We start from the raw sequence: 15129 nt of genomic DNA on the forward strand, positions 1-15129 counted from the left end.
CGCGCGCGAGGCTGCCCTGTCCACGGAGTCGGCGCGTTCGCGTGCCGCCGCCGGGGTCGGTTCGGTGGCGGAGGCGGCGGCGCTGGCGGTGGCCGGCGACGGGGCGCGCCTGCTGCTGCCGCGGCGGCTCTCCGCGCGGGCGAGCTGCGCGGTCGCGGTGCGCACGGTGAACGGGACGGACAAGCTTTTCGAGGAGGGATGATGACGGTTCATTTTGTCGGAGCGGGGCCGGGTGCGGCCGATCTGCTGACCTTGCGCGGGCGCGATCGTATCGCGGCCTGCCCGGTGTGCCTGTATGCCGGTTCGCTGGTGCCGGAGGCGGTGCTGGAGCATGCCCCGGAGGGGGCGCGCGTGGTCAACACCGCGCCGCTGACGCTGGACGCGATCATGGAGGAGATCGAACGCGCCCACGCGGCGGGCCAGGACGTGGCGCGCCTGCACTCCGGCGATCTTTCGGTCTACAGCGCGCTGGGCGAGCAGATCCGCCGGCTGGAGGCGGCCGGGATCGATTACAGCATCACGCCCGGCGTGCCGGCGTTCTCTGCCGCCGCCGCGACCCTGGGGCGGGAACTGACGGTGCCGGAGGTGGCGCAGTCGGTGGTGCTGACGCGCACGCCGGGACGGGCGTCCTCCATGCCGGAGCGCGAACGGCTGGCGAGCTTTGCCGCCACCGGGGCGACCCTGGCGATCCACCTGTCGCTGCACAATATCGAGACCGTGGTCGAGGACCTGCGGCCGCACTACGGCTGCGACTGCCCGGTGGCCATCGTCTTCCGTGCCAGCTGGCCGGACGAGACCGTGGTGCGCGGTTCGCTTGGGAATATCGCGGAACGGGCGCAGGCCCTGACCACGCGGCGCTCGGCGCTGATCCTGGTGGGCCCGGCGCTGGACCCGGGCGATTTCCGCGACAGTGCGCTGTACGACCCGGCGCACGTGCGCCGTTACCGCGGCATGGACGGGGACTGAACGCTGGATGCAGGATTGATCTGTATCAATCTTGTCCAGCATTGGTTCAAAAATACGCCCTTAAGAAGCGGCAGGTCTTTTAGACTGAGTCCATGTGGTGACGGTTTTCCGCCGGGCCGCATCCAGCCCAATAAGAAGGAGCGAACCATGCAGAAGAAGCGCATTTTCCGGGGCCTGCTCGTCTCGGCCTGTACGGCCGTGGCCCTGGGCCTTTCCGCCCCGACGTTCGCCGGTGACTACGACCAGTACCGCGACATGTTCGAGCCGCTGCCGGCCCTGCCGCCGATCCCGGCCGACAATTCCCTGACCGACGAGAAAGTGGAGCTGGGCAAGTTCCTGTTCTTCGAGCCGCGGATCTCCAGCTCGGGCGTGATCTCCTGCGCCACCTGCCACAACCCGGCGCTGGGCTGGGGCGACCGCATCCCGCGCGCAGTCGGCCACGACGGCCAGGTCGGCGAGCGCAACAGTCCGACGGTGCTGAACTCCGGCTTCTTCGAGGCCCAGTTCTGGGACGGCCGCGAAGATGACCTGGAAGGCCAGGCCCTGGGTCCGATCCAGGACGCCGTGGAAATGGCGATGCCGCTGGAAGAGGCGATCGCGCGTCTGGAGGAGTTCCCCGAATACATCGATATGTTCGACGCGGCGTACCCGGATTATGACGGCGACAACGTCGTGAACACCGATCACGTGGCCAAGGCCCTGGCCTCGTTCCAGCGCACCCTGAATACGCCGAACTCCGATCTGGACCGCTGGCTGGTGGGTGACGAGGATGCGATGACCGAGCAGCAGAAGCGCGGCATGGCCCTGTTCGCGGACAACGGCTGCGTGGCCTGTCATCGCGGCCCGGCGCTGACGGACTCGAACTTCCACCAGATCCAGGTGCCCGGTTCCGAGGACAAGGGGCGCTATCTGGTGACCGGGGAGGAACGCGACAAGTACGCCTTCAAGACCCCGACGTTGCGCAACGTGGCCCTGACCTACCCCTACATGAACAATGGCGAGACGGAAACGCTCAAGGAAGCCATTGAGATCATGGGGCAGGAGATGCTGGACACCGACTTCACGGAAGACGAGCTGGAAGACATCGAGGCGTTCATGCATGCCCTGACCGGCGAGATGCCTGATATCACCATCCCGGCCCTGCCGTGATGCACGGGGGGTCGCGCAGCGCCTGAGCGTTGATGCGAATCCCTGCATCGAAGCCCCCTCCATGCGTGGAGGGGGCTTTTTTGTGCGTTATGGAGCCCGTGTGGCCGTAACGGTTATTCGACGGTGATGGTGATCTCTTCGGAGACCAGTGGGGGATCGAAGCTGATATGGCGGTAGTCCATGAACAGGAGCTGCAGGGTGTGAGTCCCGGGCTCCAGCTCGATTTCCCCTTCGGTCTGGCCACCTCCGAAGTGGTGCTTGTGATCGGTGAATGGCAGGGAGGCGTCGAGATCAACCTCGTCCAGTGGTTTGTTCACGAGCAGGTGATGATGACCGGTGTCGTCGGCCTCCACACCAGCCGGAGCGATGCCCATGCCACGCAGGCCCATCTGGACGTGTACCGGGCCTTCCACGGTGTCACCGTCCTGCGGGCTGATGAAATAGACCTCGGCATCCTCCGGGGCGGCGATACGTTCGAGGTCGGCAAGGGCCCCGGAGGCCAGGGCCAGTCCGCCGGCCAGGAGGGCCAGGCTGGATACTCGGGGAAACGGGAAGCTTCTCATGGCAGTTCCTTGGATCCGCATTCGGGTCTGCTGGGGGTTCCATTCGAGTGTAGTCCATGAAAGGCGTATGGGGTCGGGTCGTTCTGCTACCCTAGGCGGCCCTTTTGACTACCGGAAGCGAGTGTTCGCGCATGGCCTTTCGTACCCGTTTTGCCCCCAGCCCGACCGGTTATCTGCACATCGGCGGTGCCCGCACCGCGCTGTTCTCCTGGCTGTACGCCCGTCACCACGGTGGCGAATTCGTGCTGCGCATCGAGGACACCGATCTCGAACGCAGCAGCGCGGAATCGGTGAACGCGATCCTCGAGGGCATGAACTGGCTGGGGCTGACCTATGACCACGGCCCGTTCTACCAGACCGAGCATTTCGACCGGTACCGCGAGGTGATCGACCAGCTCCTGGCCTCCGGGCACGCCTATCGCTGCTACTGCACGAAGGAAGAGCTGGATGCGATGCGCGAGGAACAGAAGGCACGCAAGGAAAAGCCTCGCTACGATGGCCGCTGCCGTGCGCGTACCGAACCGCGCGAGGGCGTGGATCCGGTGATCCGTTTCCGCACCCCGGACGAGGGCGCGACCGTCGTTGATGACATGGTGCGCGGCAAGGTAGCGTTCCAGAACAGCGAACTGGATGACCTGATCATTGCCCGCTCCGATGGTTCGCCGACTTACAACCTCACGGTGGTGGTGGACGACATGGACATGGGCATCAGCCATGTGGTGCGTGGCGATGACCACCTGAACAATACCCCGCGTCAGATCAATATCCTCAAGGCCCTGGGTGTGGAGCCGCCGCGCTACGGCCACCTGCCGATGATCATGGGCCCGGACGGCGCCAAGCTGTCCAAGCGCCACGGGGCGGTGTCGGTGATGCAGTTCCGCGAGGAGGGCTACCTGCCCGAGGCGCTGCTGAACTATCTGGTGCGTCTGGGCTGGGCCCACGGGGACCAGGAGATCTTTTCGCTGGACGAGCTGGTGCGGCTGTTCGATATCGAGGACGTCAATCAGTCGGCCTCGGCCATCAACCCCGACAAGCTGCTGTGGCTGAATCAGCACTACATCAAGAGCCTTGACCCCGACCATGTGGCGCTGGAGCTGGGCTGGCACCTGGGCCAGCTGGGCGTGGACCCCGCCGAGGGGCCGGAACTGCGGCAGGTGGTGCTGGCGCAGCGGGAGCGGGCGCGTACGCTGCGCGAGATGGCCGAGAACAGCGTGTATTTCTATCGCGACTTCGACGAATACGATCCGAAGGCCGAGCGCAAGCAGTTGACGCCGGAGGCCCGCGAGGTACTGCAAACCCTGCACGACGGCTTCAGTGCCCTGGGCGCCTGGGACAAGGAGGCACTGCACGAGGTGGTGCAGCATACGGCCGAACGCCTCGACCTCAAGCTCGGGAAGGTTGCTCAGCCATTGCGTGTGGCGCTGACGGGCGGTACTGTATCGCCTCCGATCGACGACACGCTCGTACTGATCGGGCGCGAGCGCTCGCTGGAACGGATCGAGCGGGCCATCGCGAAGATTTCCGCGCAAGCGGGTTGACAGAAAAAAGGGGTGTGGCTACATTACGCACCTCGCCGGTTACGGGGCCATAGCTCAGCTGGGAGAGCGCCTGCATGGCATGCAGGAGGTCGGCGGTTCGATCCCGCCTGGCTCCACCATTACGGCGAATGGCAGGATCAGCGATGCATCGTTTTGGAATGATCTCCATCTACGTTGGGCTGGTTTTGTCGATTGTGGGATTGTTCGGCGGTTTCGGGTTGATGTTTGCCGGTGAGCAGACATGGTCCAAGCCACTGGTCGCAATGGTCCCGCTGGGGTTCCTGCTGGTTTTCAACGGTGTGGTGACAACCATCCTGCATCGTCCGAAAGGCAGCCGCGGAAGTGAAAGGCCGCAAGGACCTCCTGACTAGTTTGCAACATGACGTTGCCTCTGCGTCCCCATCGTCTAGAGGCCTAGGACACTGCCCTTTCACGGCAGCGACCGGGGTTCGAATCCCCGTGGGGACGCCATATTCCGGAGGCCCGGATCCAGTACCGCTGGATCCGGGCCTTTTTCGTTCTGGTCCGGAATCGGAATCAGCCGCCGAAGATCTTTTTCTTCCAGCGCGACAGCCAGCCCCCTTCCAGGATCGGTCGGACATAGGGGACATAGTCGAGGTCATCGCGTTTGATGTGGTTCATCAACCACAGGCCCAGATCGGAGCGGATCTTGCGCGCCACGCCGAACGTGTCGTGCCCCTGTTCCAGTTCTCCGCGCAGCTTCTCGATGCGTGCGGCAAAGGCCTCGTGCACCTTGCGGTGGGCATCCAGGGCCGGGTAACCGGCCTTCTCCATCAGGCCCTCTTCGAACACCAGGTGGGACGAGGTGTAGTCGAGCAGTCCGTCCACCACCTCGCGCACTTCCTGTTCGTTCTCGGTGGCGATCGCATGTTCGGTCTGCTGCAGGTATTCGAAGATCCGCTTGTGCTGTTCGTCGATCACATCCAGGCCGAGTTCCAGATTGGAGCTCCAGTTGAGGCTGGTCATGGGGAACACCCTTTCCGATAGTGGAGAGATAACCCTCTACCGTGTAACAGAATGAGCCGGGTTGCGCATCGCAGACGGGATCCGGACCGCTTCTTTGTTGATCCGTGTCAATTGAAGGGGCGGCGGATGGGAAGGGCGAAAAAAAGAAGCCCGGCCGGAAGCCGGGCTCAAAGTACTGAAACAACCGTGTGACGGAGGGAGTCGGTTGTCTCGGTGTACCGGTCGGGGACCGGGTCAACACCATGCAGTGGCCACATCGTGACCGGGGTTACGGAAACACCCGTGGAGAGTTTTTCGTCACCACTCGTTAGCTGTGACGGGATAACCGGAGAGAGGTTCCGGTTGCGGGTGCGACATGCGATACAGTTCACGGTTTCTCTGGCGGTGAATCAATACGGAACGACGGACATGCGCGGACTGGAACAGATCCCCTGGCTTTACGATGGCTTCATGGTGCTGGCCGATGCGCTGGGCCTGCGTCGCTGGCGGATGCGCCTGGTATCCGGGGCCCGGGGACGGATCCTGGAGGTCGGTTGCGGAACCGGGCGCAATCTGCCGCTGTATCCGCAGGGGGCGGAAGTCATCGGCGTGGAGCCGGACTTCCTCGCGTTGCGGAGTGCGCGACGCCGCGCCCCCGGGGTGCCGCTGGTGGTGGCCCGCGCCGAGGCCCTGCCGTTCGTCGAGGGGCAGTTCGATGCGGTGGTATCCGGGCTGGTGTTCTGTTCGGTGCAGGATCCGCCGGCTGCTCTGGGCGAGGTGCGCCGGGTCCTGCGGGCAGACGGGGAACTGCGGATGCTGGAGCACGTGCGGCATACACGGCCGATGCTCGCCCGCATGCAGGACCGGGTGCAGCCGGCCTGGACCTGCGTGGCGGGGGGCTGTCATCCCAACCGGGATACCGAGGCGAGCGTGGAGGCGGCAGGGTTTGCCATCGATCCGCAGGATCGGGTCGCGCGGGGCGTGATGCGGCGGTTCACGGCGCGCCCGGTGGCAGAGGCAAAGATGGCCGGAGACGAGGCTCAAGGATGACCGGGACCTGCCGTTAGCGCCGGTGCGGGCGGTTTGTGTATTCGGAAGTGCCCGCCAATGCGAAGGAGGTGCCCATGGATGTCAATGCAGCGGTTTCTCAATCCGTGCAGCTGCAGCAGGCAAACCTGATGCAGCAGAAGGATATCGCGGTGATGAATCGTGCCATGGAGGCCGAAGAGGCTGCGGTGACGCAGTTGATCGAAGGCATGCCCGAAACTTTGGGGAATGCCGGTGTGCAGGCGACGGCCGGCGCGGCAGAGGCGTTGCCCGACAACGTCGGTACGCTGGTCAACACCACGGCCTGAAGGCAGTCTCGGAGACTCGGCTCGGGTCTCCGAATTTTCCCGGGCGGTTGCTGCGGGCAGCTACTGCCGCTGCGCTTCGAATTCGATGATCAGTTCCACCGTGTCCCCCACGATGTCCCGGATCAGACCGTAGTCCATGCCGAAGTCGCTGCGCTGGAATTCGCCCCGCATCGAGGCGCCCAGCACGTAGGGGCGGGAGAAGATGCCGCCCAGCGGAAACGGGTAGCGTCCGACCTTGTTGATGGTTACGTCCAGGGTGATCGGCCGGGTTTCGCCCAGCAGTTCCAGATCACCGGTCAGCTGCCCGCTGTCCTCCCCGGTGGGTTCGTAGTCCGTGGCGATGAAGCGCATCTCCGGATGGTTTTCCACGTCGAGGAAGTCATCGCTGCGCAGATGATCGTCGCGTTCCTCGTGGTTGGAGAACACGCTGTCGGTCTGTACCACGAAGTACCCTTCTCCCAGCTCGCCCGTGTCCGGATCGAACATGAAGGCCCCCTCGGCCTCGAGGAACATGCCGAGCACCCGGGCGTATCCGGCATGATCCACCAGAAACCCGACCGCGAAGTGCTCGGTGTCGATCTCCCATTCGTCCATCGCCAGGCTGGCGCCGGGCAACATCCACGCCAGGGTCAACAGGGCCGTGGCGGCCAGGGTGGGGAATCGATGGCTCATGGTGTCTCCTCCGGGGCCTGTGGGCGTGAACCGGACTTCTTCCGATACAGATAGACGATATCCACGGCAAATGAAACCGTCAGCGCGGCGAGGGCGAAGCCCGCGGTGGCGATGGCAACTGACGTCGAAACCGCCGGGGCGAGGGCGACCAGCAGGGCCGGGGTTTGCAGCACGCATACCGTCTGGCGCCGCCGACTGGGTGGCAGCTCCGCGCGCAGCCAGGGCAGTGCGCGCCCGGCCAGCACGAACAGATAGCGCATGGCCCCGATCGCCAGCACCCAGACGCCCGCGGGTCCGGGCTGCCACGCGAGCACGGACAGCGCGAGGATGAGTGCCGCGTCCAGCTCCATGTCGAAACGCGCGCCGAAGGCCGACGCGGTGCCGCTGCGTCGTGCCACCGCTCCGTCCACTCCGTCCAGCAACAGCACCAGCAGGGCGAGGGTCACGACCCAGGCCGGCAGCCAGTAAACGGGCAGGTCGACCGTTGGTATCAGGGCCAGCAGTGCGACCCCGCCAACCGGGGCGGCCAGGGCTGCGCGCACCAGGGTCACGCGGTTGCCGGGGCCCGGGATCCCGGACAGACCGTCCGCATGCGCGGCCCCCCGGACCAGCAGGGCCCACAGCAGCCCCCACAGGAAAGCGGTCGCCAGCAGCAGCGCGGGACCGATCGGTGTCAGGGTTGCGACGCCGATGGCAAGCAGTCCGGCGAGCGCCAGGTCGGCGGACCGGAGCGGCTTTCGCAGGGCGGCGGAGACGGACATCGGCGACCTTTCCTCGGTGGGATTGCGGCGGGTGGTGGAGACTCGGCACACTGCGGATTCCACATCTTCGGGAGCATGGCGCAGTGTCCCTCTGGTCGCGAAAGCCCGCATGAACCGCGCACGAGCCTTCTGGATTACAGCGCCCGGCGAGGGCGAGATCCGCGACATGGAACTGCCGCCTCCGTCCCCCGGGGAATGCCGGGTGCGAGCGCGTTATGGCGCGATCTCGCGCGGTACCGAGTCGCTGGTGTTCCGGGGCCGGGTGCCGCCGGATCAGTACGCCGCGATGCGGGCACCGCTGCAGGAAGGGGACTTCCCGGCACCGGTGAAATACGGCTACATCAGCGCAGGCGTGGTCGAGTCCGGCGGGCGTGCCGGCGAACGGGTCTTCTGCCTGCACCCGCACCAGGACCGTTACAACGCACCGGATTCCATGCTGGTGCCGATCCCGGACGCCGTCCCGGACGCGCGCGCGGTACTGGCGGCGAACATGGAAACGGCCGTGAACATCGTGTGGGACGCCGGGGTGGGTCCCGGCGACCGGGTGGCGGTGATCGGTGCGGGCGTGGTCGGGTTCCTGTGCGCCTGGCTGATCCGTGCGATCCCGGGCGCCCGGGTGGATCTGATTGACCCCGAGCCCGCGCGGGCGGAACCGGCGCGGGCGCTGGGGCTGACCCTGCACACACCGGCGGCGGCCCGCGAGACCCTGCCGGCCGCGTCGCGCGATGCGGTGATCCATTGCAGCGGTCAGGGCGACGGGCTGGTGCAGGCGCTGGAGCTGGCGGGCACCGAGGCCCGGGTGGTGGAGGCCAGCTGGTATGGCGATGCGCCGGTGAGTCTGCCGCTGGGAGCCGGGTTTCATTCGCGGCGTCTGGAGCTGCGCAGCAGCCAGGTGGGCCGTATCCCGCCGGCACGCGCCGCGCGCTGGGATTATCACCGGCGTCTGGCGCTGGCGCTGGAGCTGCTCGCCGATCCGGCGCTGGAGGTCCTGATCAGCGGCGAGGATCGTTTCGAGGACCTGCCGCGGGTGATGCCGCGGGTAGCCGGGCCCGAGGCCGCCACGACACTGTGCCATCGCATCCGTTATCCCGATCCCGACCCAGTGTGGGTCTGAACGAGCCCGACCGAATTACCAAGGGGAGACGCCCGCATGTACAGCCTGAATGTCCGCGATCACTTCATGATTGCCCACAGCTTCGCCGGCGAGGTGTTCGGTCCCGCGCAGAACCTGCACGGTGCGACCTACGTGGTGGACGTGACCTTCCGCCGGGCCGAGCTGGATGACGATGGTCTGGTGGTCGACATCGGCCGGGCCGGCGAGGTGCTGCGCAGCATCCTCGCCGAACTGAACTACCAGAACCTGGACGATCGACCCGAGTTCGAGGGGCAGAACACCACGACCGAATTCCTCGCCCGGGCGATTCACGGGCGCATCGCCACCGCCATCCACGAGGAGCGTCTGGGCGCTTCCGCACGGGGCCTGGACGCGGTCTGCGTGACCCTGCACGAATCCCACGTGGCCTGGGCCGCCTACGAGGCGGCTCCTTGAGCGAGGCCGCCGATCTGCGCCTGCTGGTTCCCGGGGCGCTGGATCAGCCCACCGGTGGCTACCGATTCGATGCGCGCATGCTGGCGGGCCTGCGCGAGCGCGGCTGGAAGACGGCAGTCGACGAGCTTCAGGGCGACTTCCCCGGACCTTCCGCGGACGCTGCGGCGGCGCTGGATGCGGCCCTGGCGGCGGCCCCCGACGGCCAGCGGGTGCTGGTCGACGGCCTCGCGGGCGGCGCCTTCCCCGAGGTGCTCGAGCGCCACGCGCAGCGGCTGCGTCTGCTCGCGCTGGTGCATCACCCGCTCGGGCTGGAGACCGGCCTGGAACCCGCGCGCAGCCGCGAGCTCCTCGCGCTGGAGCGGGCCGGGTTGCGAAGCAGCCGCGGGATCGTCACCACCAGCGCGTATACCGCCGACGTGCTGGCCGGATGGGGAATCGAGCGTCCGCGCCTGCGGGTGGTCCCGCCCGGTGTGGAACGTCAGGCGGCGGCATCGGGGCCCGGTCCCGGGGAGCCGCCCTGCCTGCTGGCGGTGGGGGCCCTGATCCCGCGCAAGGGGCAGCACCACCTGATCGCTGCGCTGGCCGGACTGACGGATCGCGCCTGGCATCTGGTGCTGGCCGGGCCGGCAGATCGTGACCCGGTATTCGTGCGTCGCCTGCGTGAACGGATCGAGGACAGCGATCTGCGCGACCGGGTCACCGTCACCGGAACCTGCGACGAGGCCGATCTCGATGCCTGGTTCGATGGCGCGTCGCTGTTCGTCCTGCCCAGCGAGTACGAGGGGTTCGGCATGGTGTATACCGAGGCCATGGCGCGCGGCCTGCCGGTGATCGCCACCACCGGTGGTGCGATCCCGTACACCGTGCCGGCCGCCGCGGGTGCCCGCCTGCCGCCGGGCGACGTCCCGGCGTTGCGCGCCGCGCTGACGGATTATCTGGAGCGCCCGCAGGCCTGGCTTGCCGCCGGGGCCGCCGGCCGGCGGGCCGCGCGGCAGATGCCCGACTGGCCCCAGGCGGTCGTCGCGATGGATCGGGCGCTGCGCGAGCTGACGCAGTGAGCGAGCACTTCGATCGCGAGTGGCTGGGCCTGCGCGAGCCCGTGGATCATGCGGCGCGCCCGGCGTCCCTGGCCGACGCACTTGCGGAGTGGGTGGTGCGGGTTCGGGGAGCGAACGAGGCACCGCTGCGGGTGCTGGATCTGGGCGCCGGCAGCGGTTCGAACCTGCGCTGGCTCGCTCCGCGGCTGCCGGACCCGCAGCTCTGGACCCTGGTGGATCATGATGCCTCCCTGCTGGACGCGGCCCGCCGCGACGCCGGCGGCGAACGCGTGGAACACCTGCGGGTGGAGGACTTCGCTGCCGCGCCTCCGGCCTTGCCGGGTGCGGCGCCCGCCCCGCTGCTGGTGACCGGCGCGGCGCTGCTGGATCTGGTCTCGGCCCGGTGGCTGGATGCACTGGTCGCTGCCTGTGCCGCGCGCGGGGCCGCGGTCCTGTTCGCGCTGAGCTACGACGGCCGGATCGAATGGTCGCAGCCGGACCCGGAGGATGCGGCCCTGCTGGCGGCGGTCAATCGCCACCAGGGCACCGACAAGGGTTTCGGGCCGGCGCTGGGGCCGGGGGCGGCGATGCACCTGGAGCGAGCGCTGGAGCGTCATGGTTATCGCGTGGAGGCGGCCGCCTCACCGTGGGAGCTGGATGCGGCCAGGCCGGCGCTGGTGCGGGCCCTGATCGACGGCTGGGCCGAAGCGGCGGCTGCCATGGAGCCGACACGGGCCGGGGACTTTCGGGCCTGGGCCGGGCGGCGCCGGGCTGCAGTGATCGGCGACGGCTGCCGCCTGCGCGTCGGGCATCGGGACGTTCTGGGGTTGCCCCCGGCCCCGGGCCGGGGCTCGGGCTCGGGGGTGGCTGCCGGGTGACGCCGCTCAGAAATTCTCGGTGGAGGTGAACAGGCCGACGCGCAGGTCACTGGCCTCGTAGATCGTGCGGCCGTCCACCTGCACCGTGCCGTCGCCGATTCCCAGCACCAGCTTGCGCGAGATCACCCGCTTCATCTCCACGTGGTAGGTGACCTTTTCTGCGGTCGGCAGGACCTGGCCGGTGAACTTCACCTCGCCCACGCCCAGCGCGCGTCCGCGCCCCGGGTTGCCCAGCCATGCCAGATAGAACCCCACCAGCTGCCACATCGCGTCCAGCCCGAGGCAGCCGGGCATCACCGGATCGCCCGGGAAGTGGCAGGCGAAGAACCACTGATCGGGGTGGATGTCCAGCTCGGCCACCATCTCGCCCTTGCCGAACTGCCCGCCGTCGCTGTTGATCTCCGTGACCCGGTCCATCATCAGCATGTTGGGCACCGGCAGCTGAGCATTGCCCGGGCCGAACATGTTGCCGTAGCCGCAGGCCAGGAGTTCGTCGCGATCGTACTGATTCTTCTGCATTGAAAGATGCTCGGGGGAAAAGCCCGGTATTGGACCGAAACCGGCGGGCAAAAGCAATTCCCGCCGCGTTGCACGGCGGCGGGAAAAGGCCGGTTCAGGCGTCGGCCGGGTAGCGCAGCAACTCCGCAAGGGTAAAGAAACGGTCCCCGCGCAGATAGCCGGCCTGGACTTCCGGGACCAGGGCGCCGGGGCGCCCCCGGGCGTCGCGTTCGGCCACCCACTCGGCGGGCAGGGTGTCCAGGATGTGGGCGCTGGCCAGGCGCCCGTCCTCCAGATGGCTGGCATGGACCTGGCCGTTGCCCCGGTGACGAAAGGCCGGAATCCAGCCCGCGGTGAAGCCGGTGTCCAGCCATTCCGGTTCCTCGCGGGTGGTCACCGACGGGCCGGACAGGAGATCGAGATCAAGCATCGCGGATCCTCCGAAGATTTACTCGGGGTATCGGCGCGGCCCCGCGGAACTTGAGGCCGGGACGATCGCCCTGCGTCGGTGGTGCGGGCGGCGAGCCGGGTACGGGTCGTGCATAATCGTGATCATCATACAGACCGCGAAACCGTTCCCGGGGACGCCGGCCTTCCGGTCGCTTCGGGTGCGGACCGAAAGGGGGAAGAGTGGCGGTTACCGTCCTGCTGTGGATCCTGGCGATCGTGATCGCCATCGGCGTGCTGGATCTTGCGCGACAACCGCTACGGCGTTTTCTCGTGGCGCTGGCGGGTGCGGTCGCACGGGGTGTGTGCGCCCTGCGACGCCAGGTCCTGCATCTGCGGGATGCGGTGCGCGACTGGCATGGGGGGCATCTGGAGCGCCTGGAGGCCGAACGCATCCATTCCGCGGTAGAGGCGCTGGAGCGTCGTTATGCCGAGATGGTCGGGCATGACCTCGCCCAGTTGCCGGCATTGCGGCAGCAGGCGCGCGACACGCTGCGCGTGCTGGACGAGGCCTATCAGCGCGACGAGCAGCGGCTGATCCAGGAGCCCGAATGGGTCGAACGGCTGGAGGCCCTGGCGCGCGGTCCTGCCAGTGATACGCCGGAAAGCCGGCGCCTGGCGCAGGACATGGAGGACACCATACTGCGTATCGCCCGCTCCGGACTGGAGGAGCAGCGTCGTTCGGCCAGCGCGCTGCTGTCGGCCCGGCGGCGCGCCGACAGCCCGTTGCGCGAGATGGTCGGCAGTCTGGAGCGGGTGCAGGAACGCCTGGCACGGCTCGAACGCCAGGGCGAGCGTCTGGACCGGGCACTGAACCGCTGCGAGGAGGTCGACCGTCCGGTCCGGCGCGCCCTCCCGGCCCATGCCCAGGCGGCGACCCAGTGGTTGATGGGGGCGGCCGGGCTGGCCCTGGCCGTGCTGGCTGTGGTGATCCACCAGCATGTGTTCGGCCCGGCGCTGGCCGGCATGTTCCCCGAGCCTTCGGATACCGGGATGCTCCTGGCACCGGGATCCGAATGGATGCTGTATTTGCTGCTGGGCATCGCGGTGCTGGCGGGGTGGATCCTGGCCGAGACCCGGGGCGTGACTCGCGTCCTGCCGCAGGCCCTGATGGAGGGCGGAGGATGGGCGCCCCGGGCGTTGGCTGCGCTGTCCATCGCGGTACTGATCCTGGTGGCCGGCGTGTCAGCACTCACCGGTTTTCATCTCGACTGGCTGGTGTACCAGCACGAACTGGTGTCCCTGCTGCTGGAAGGCGAGGAGCGCGGCCTCCCGCCCGGCATCCGTCATGCCGAACAGCTGGTGGGGGCGGCGCTGGGGCTGCTGATTCCGCTGCTGCTGGCGCTGGTGCCGGTGTGGGTGGTGGGCTTTCTGCAGGCGACCCGCATCCTCGCCGGGGGTGTGCTGAGTGCCGGGCTCGGCGTGCTCGCGGGCATCCTGTACCTGGCGGCGGTAGGGGCCTGTCAACTGCGGCGTCTGCTGCCGGCGACCTTCGAGCTGATCATCTTCGTGCCGGCCGCCATCCGGCGCTGGCTGGCCGCACGCCGCAACGGGGCGTGAACCGTGTCACCGGAAGCCGGAGGGATGCGTGCACATTCGCCGACGGCTGCCTAGGGAAACACTGATCAATGTACACGCTCGCGCTCGAGTCGCTTTTGCGTGCGAACAAGGCGCGGTGACTGCCGTGCAGTTACTCTGCACAAGGGAACCGCAACGCCGTGCGCGCGCAAAAGCGGCCGAGCCCCTGTGTTCAATGGCTTGTGGGGGTTGGCACCCCGGGTTCCCCGATCCTGCGTTGCGCCGCTTGCGGGTAGAACCACTACCCGCTGCACGACGCGCCTTGTCTCGGAAAACCCGGGGTGCCAACGCGAGCGTGTACATTGGTCAGTGTTTCCCTAGAATGATCCCTCTTCCGAAACATCGCCGCGCCCCGCTCGGGCGCGGCCAATGACGAGGCAAGGCATGGTGCGCAGGTTGCAGATCCGAAACGGGCTGGTGGTGCTGTCGCTGGCGGGGGCCCTGATGGTCGCAGGCACTGCGCCGGCTGCGGCGCAGACGCGATACGTCTCGGACAGTCTGGAGACGGCCGTTTACAGCAGTCCGCAGGGCGGGCGGATCGTCAGTTCGGTGGATGCCGGTGACCAGGTGCAGGTGCTGGAGGACGATGGCGGCTACAGCCGTATCCGTCTGCCCAGTGGCAACGAGGCATGGATCCTGACCCGCTACCTGCAGGACGAGCCGCATGCGCGCGAACGCCTCGCCGAGGTGGAAGAGGAACTGGCCGAGATCCGTTCCGGCGCCGACGACCAGGAAGGCCGCATCGCCGAACTGCTGGACGAGCGCAATGCACTGCAGCGCGAAGTCGAAGAGCAGTCCGAACGCATGGCCGGCATGCAGGAAGAGCTCGAGGAGCTGCGCGACATTGCCGAACGGCCGCAGGAAATCCAGCGGCGCAACGAGCGCCTGGAAGAGGAGCTCCTGGAGACCCGCGAAGCCGCCGAGGACTACCGGCGTCAGGTCGAAGTGATGCGCGCCGACAGCGACCGGCGCTGGTTCATGACCGGGGCCGCCGTGGCCGTGGGCAGCGCGATCCTGGGGATCATCCTCACACGGCTGCCGACCCGCCGCCGGCGCAGCGACTGGCTGAACTGACCCTCCGGCCGGGGGTGGGGTCTGTTGCGCTGTCGGGGTTGACCCGGTAGCCTTCCCGCTTCCGTGACGGGCGCCCGGCGGGCGCTCCCCGATCCCCT

At 67.7% G+C, this 15129-nt stretch carries 19 protein-coding genes and 2 tRNA genes; 15 read left to right on the top strand and 6 right to left on the bottom strand.

Annotated elements, in window-relative coordinates:
• From B1A74_RS03940 to B1A74_RS03950, 3 genes are all read left to right on the top strand, one after another.
• Positions 1-202: cobalamin biosynthesis protein (locus B1A74_RS03940; RefSeq protein WP_208855978.1), on the top strand; the 202-nt coding region annotated here is incomplete at its 5' end.
• Positions 202-966 carry a precorrin-4 C(11)-methyltransferase gene (cobM, locus tag B1A74_RS03945; RefSeq protein WP_018946976.1) on the top strand — a complete coding sequence of 255 codons (765 nt, stop codon included), beginning with the start codon at positions 202-204 and terminating at the stop codon, positions 964-966. The genes B1A74_RS03940 and cobM, both read left to right, overlap by 1 nt.
• Before the next feature lie 147 nt (positions 967-1113).
• Complete coding sequence (locus tag B1A74_RS03950; RefSeq protein WP_077243832.1) at positions 1114-2115, top strand: cytochrome-c peroxidase; 1002 nt, start codon at positions 1114-1116, stop codon at positions 2113-2115.
• A gap of 113 nt (positions 2116-2228) precedes the next feature.
• On the opposite strand, the gene B1A74_RS03955 is transcribed toward B1A74_RS03950, so the two are convergent.
• The gene (locus B1A74_RS03955; RefSeq protein ID WP_018946980.1) at positions 2229-2678 is read right to left on the bottom strand and encodes a DUF4399 domain-containing protein; all 450 of its coding nucleotides are present in this window, start codon (positions 2676-2678) and stop codon (positions 2229-2231) included.
• A 131-nt stretch (positions 2679-2809) separates the two neighbouring features.
• On the opposite strand from B1A74_RS03955, the gene gltX reads away from it, so the two are divergent.
• From gltX to B1A74_RS03975, 4 genes are all read left to right on the top strand, one after another.
• Positions 2810-4216 (top strand): glutamate--tRNA ligase, encoded by a 1407-nt coding sequence (gene gltX / locus B1A74_RS03960; protein WP_077243833.1) that lies wholly within the window; start codon positions 2810-2812, stop codon positions 4214-4216.
• Between the two features lie 43 nt (positions 4217-4259).
• Positions 4260-4335, top strand: a tRNA-Ala gene (locus B1A74_RS03965).
• 24 nt (positions 4336-4359) lie between these two features.
• A complete protein-coding gene (locus tag B1A74_RS03970) occupies positions 4360-4587 on the top strand; it encodes a hypothetical protein (RefSeq protein WP_024329038.1) in 228 nt (75 codons plus the stop codon).
• 24 nt (positions 4588-4611) lie between these two features.
• A tRNA-Glu gene (locus tag B1A74_RS03975) sits at positions 4612-4687 on the top strand.
• Positions 4688-4753: 66 nt separating this feature from the next.
• On the opposite strand, the gene B1A74_RS03980 is transcribed toward B1A74_RS03975, so the two are convergent.
• Entirely contained in the window at positions 4754-5203 is a 450-nt protein-coding gene (locus tag B1A74_RS03980; protein ID WP_077243834.1) for a bacteriohemerythrin, read from the bottom strand.
• Between the two features lie 408 nt (positions 5204-5611).
• Here B1A74_RS03980 and B1A74_RS03985 point away from each other — a divergent pair, with 408 nt between their 5' ends.
• Together B1A74_RS03985 and B1A74_RS03990 are read left to right on the top strand one after the other, a co-directional pair.
• Complete coding sequence (locus tag B1A74_RS03985) at positions 5612-6232, top strand: class I SAM-dependent methyltransferase (RefSeq protein ID WP_077243835.1); 621 nt, start codon at positions 5612-5614, stop codon at positions 6230-6232.
• 74 nt (positions 6233-6306) lie between these two features.
• Positions 6307-6537, top strand: a complete 231-nt coding sequence (locus B1A74_RS03990; protein ID WP_077243836.1) for a putative motility protein — start codon at positions 6307-6309, stop codon at positions 6535-6537.
• Positions 6538-6597: 60 nt separating this feature from the next.
• On the opposite strand, the gene B1A74_RS03995 is transcribed toward B1A74_RS03990, so the two are convergent.
• Positions 6598-7209, bottom strand: coding sequence for a YceI family protein (locus B1A74_RS03995; RefSeq protein WP_077243837.1), 612 nt, complete (start codon positions 7207-7209; stop codon positions 6598-6600).
• Positions 7206-7970 carry a CDP-alcohol phosphatidyltransferase family protein gene (locus tag B1A74_RS04000; RefSeq protein ID WP_077243838.1) on the bottom strand — a complete coding sequence of 255 codons (765 nt, stop codon included), beginning with the start codon at positions 7968-7970 and terminating at the stop codon, positions 7206-7208. The genes B1A74_RS03995 and B1A74_RS04000 overlap by 4 nt, the downstream gene beginning before the upstream one ends.
• Before the next feature lie 109 nt (positions 7971-8079).
• On the opposite strand from B1A74_RS04000, the gene B1A74_RS04005 reads away from it, so the two are divergent.
• The 4 genes from B1A74_RS04005 to B1A74_RS04020 are packed head-to-tail and all read left to right on the top strand — an operon-like array spanning position 8080 to position 11434.
• Positions 8080-9084, top strand: a complete 1005-nt coding sequence (locus tag B1A74_RS04005; protein ID WP_024329043.1) for a zinc-dependent alcohol dehydrogenase — start codon at positions 8080-8082, stop codon at positions 9082-9084.
• Positions 9085-9120: 36 nt separating this feature from the next.
• Positions 9121-9519 carry a 6-pyruvoyl trahydropterin synthase family protein gene (locus B1A74_RS04010; protein ID WP_018870196.1) on the top strand — a complete coding sequence of 133 codons (399 nt, stop codon included), beginning with the start codon at positions 9121-9123 and terminating at the stop codon, positions 9517-9519.
• Complete coding sequence (locus B1A74_RS04015; protein WP_077243839.1) at positions 9516-10577, top strand: glycosyltransferase family 4 protein; 1062 nt, start codon at positions 9516-9518, stop codon at positions 10575-10577. The genes B1A74_RS04010 and B1A74_RS04015 overlap by 4 nt, the downstream gene beginning before the upstream one ends.
• Positions 10574-11434 (top strand): class I SAM-dependent methyltransferase, encoded by an 861-nt coding sequence (locus B1A74_RS04020; protein WP_077243840.1) that lies wholly within the window; start codon positions 10574-10576, stop codon positions 11432-11434. The genes B1A74_RS04015 and B1A74_RS04020 overlap by 4 nt, the downstream gene beginning before the upstream one ends.
• 6 nt (positions 11435-11440) lie before the next feature.
• On the opposite strand, the gene fabA is transcribed toward B1A74_RS04020, so the two are convergent.
• Both fabA and B1A74_RS04030 read right to left on the bottom strand, forming a co-directional pair.
• Entirely contained in the window at positions 11441-11953 is a 513-nt protein-coding gene (gene fabA, locus B1A74_RS04025) for a 3-hydroxyacyl-[acyl-carrier-protein] dehydratase FabA (RefSeq protein WP_024329045.1), read from the bottom strand.
• A gap of 94 nt (positions 11954-12047) precedes the next feature.
• Complete coding sequence (locus B1A74_RS04030; RefSeq protein WP_018946990.1) at positions 12048-12362, bottom strand: hypothetical protein; 315 nt, start codon at positions 12360-12362, stop codon at positions 12048-12050.
• A gap of 200 nt (positions 12363-12562) precedes the next feature.
• Here B1A74_RS04030 and B1A74_RS04035 point away from each other — a divergent pair, with 200 nt between their 5' ends.
• Both B1A74_RS04035 and B1A74_RS04045 read left to right on the top strand, forming a co-directional pair.
• Entirely contained in the window at positions 12563-13939 is a 1377-nt protein-coding gene (locus tag B1A74_RS04035; protein WP_077243841.1) for a hypothetical protein, read from the top strand.
• Between the two features lie 402 nt (positions 13940-14341).
• Positions 14342-15031 carry a TIGR04211 family SH3 domain-containing protein gene (locus tag B1A74_RS04045; protein ID WP_018946992.1) on the top strand — a complete coding sequence of 230 codons (690 nt, stop codon included), beginning with the start codon at positions 14342-14344 and terminating at the stop codon, positions 15029-15031.
• The last annotated feature ends 98 nt before the right edge of the window (positions 15032-15129 follow it).

It is taken from the genome of Thioalkalivibrio halophilus, assembly GCF_001995255.1.
In the GTDB taxonomy this organism is placed as follows: Bacteria; Pseudomonadota; Gammaproteobacteria; order Ectothiorhodospirales; family Ectothiorhodospiraceae; genus Thioalkalivibrio; species Thioalkalivibrio halophilus.

Bases quoted from the DNA above. Each gene is read 5' to 3' on its own strand.
- cobM (WP_018946976.1), top strand. From the start codon at position 202: ATGACGGTTCATTTTGTCGGAGCGGGGCCGGGTGCGGCCGATCTGCTG.
- B1A74_RS03950 (WP_077243832.1), top strand. From the start codon at position 1,114: ATGCAGAAGAAGCGCATTTTCCGGGGCCTGCTCGTCTCGGCCTGTACG.
- B1A74_RS03955 (WP_018946980.1), bottom strand. From the start codon at position 2,678: ATGAGAAGCTTCCCGTTTCCCCGAGTATCCAGCCTGGCCCTCCTGGCC.
- gltX (WP_077243833.1), top strand. From the start codon at position 2,810: ATGGCCTTTCGTACCCGTTTTGCCCCCAGCCCGACCGGTTATCTGCAC.
- B1A74_RS03970 (WP_024329038.1), top strand. From the start codon at position 4,360: ATGCATCGTTTTGGAATGATCTCCATCTACGTTGGGCTGGTTTTGTCG.
- B1A74_RS03980 (WP_077243834.1), bottom strand. From the start codon at position 5,203: ATGACCAGCCTCAACTGGAGCTCCAATCTGGAACTCGGCCTGGATGTG.
- B1A74_RS03985 (WP_077243835.1), top strand. From the start codon at position 5,612: ATGCGCGGACTGGAACAGATCCCCTGGCTTTACGATGGCTTCATGGTG.
- B1A74_RS03990 (WP_077243836.1), top strand. From the start codon at position 6,307: ATGGATGTCAATGCAGCGGTTTCTCAATCCGTGCAGCTGCAGCAGGCA.
- B1A74_RS03995 (WP_077243837.1), bottom strand. From the start codon at position 7,209: ATGAGCCATCGATTCCCCACCCTGGCCGCCACGGCCCTGTTGACCCTG.
- B1A74_RS04000 (WP_077243838.1), bottom strand. From the start codon at position 7,970: ATGTCCGTCTCCGCCGCCCTGCGAAAGCCGCTCCGGTCCGCCGACCTG.
- B1A74_RS04005 (WP_024329043.1), top strand. From the start codon at position 8,080: ATGAACCGCGCACGAGCCTTCTGGATTACAGCGCCCGGCGAGGGCGAG.
- B1A74_RS04010 (WP_018870196.1), top strand. From the start codon at position 9,121: ATGTACAGCCTGAATGTCCGCGATCACTTCATGATTGCCCACAGCTTC.
- fabA (WP_024329045.1), bottom strand. From the start codon at position 11,953: ATGCAGAAGAATCAGTACGATCGCGACGAACTCCTGGCCTGCGGCTAC.
- B1A74_RS04030 (WP_018946990.1), bottom strand. From the start codon at position 12,362: ATGCTTGATCTCGATCTCCTGTCCGGCCCGTCGGTGACCACCCGCGAG.
- B1A74_RS04045 (WP_018946992.1), top strand. From the start codon at position 14,342: ATGGTGCGCAGGTTGCAGATCCGAAACGGGCTGGTGGTGCTGTCGCTG.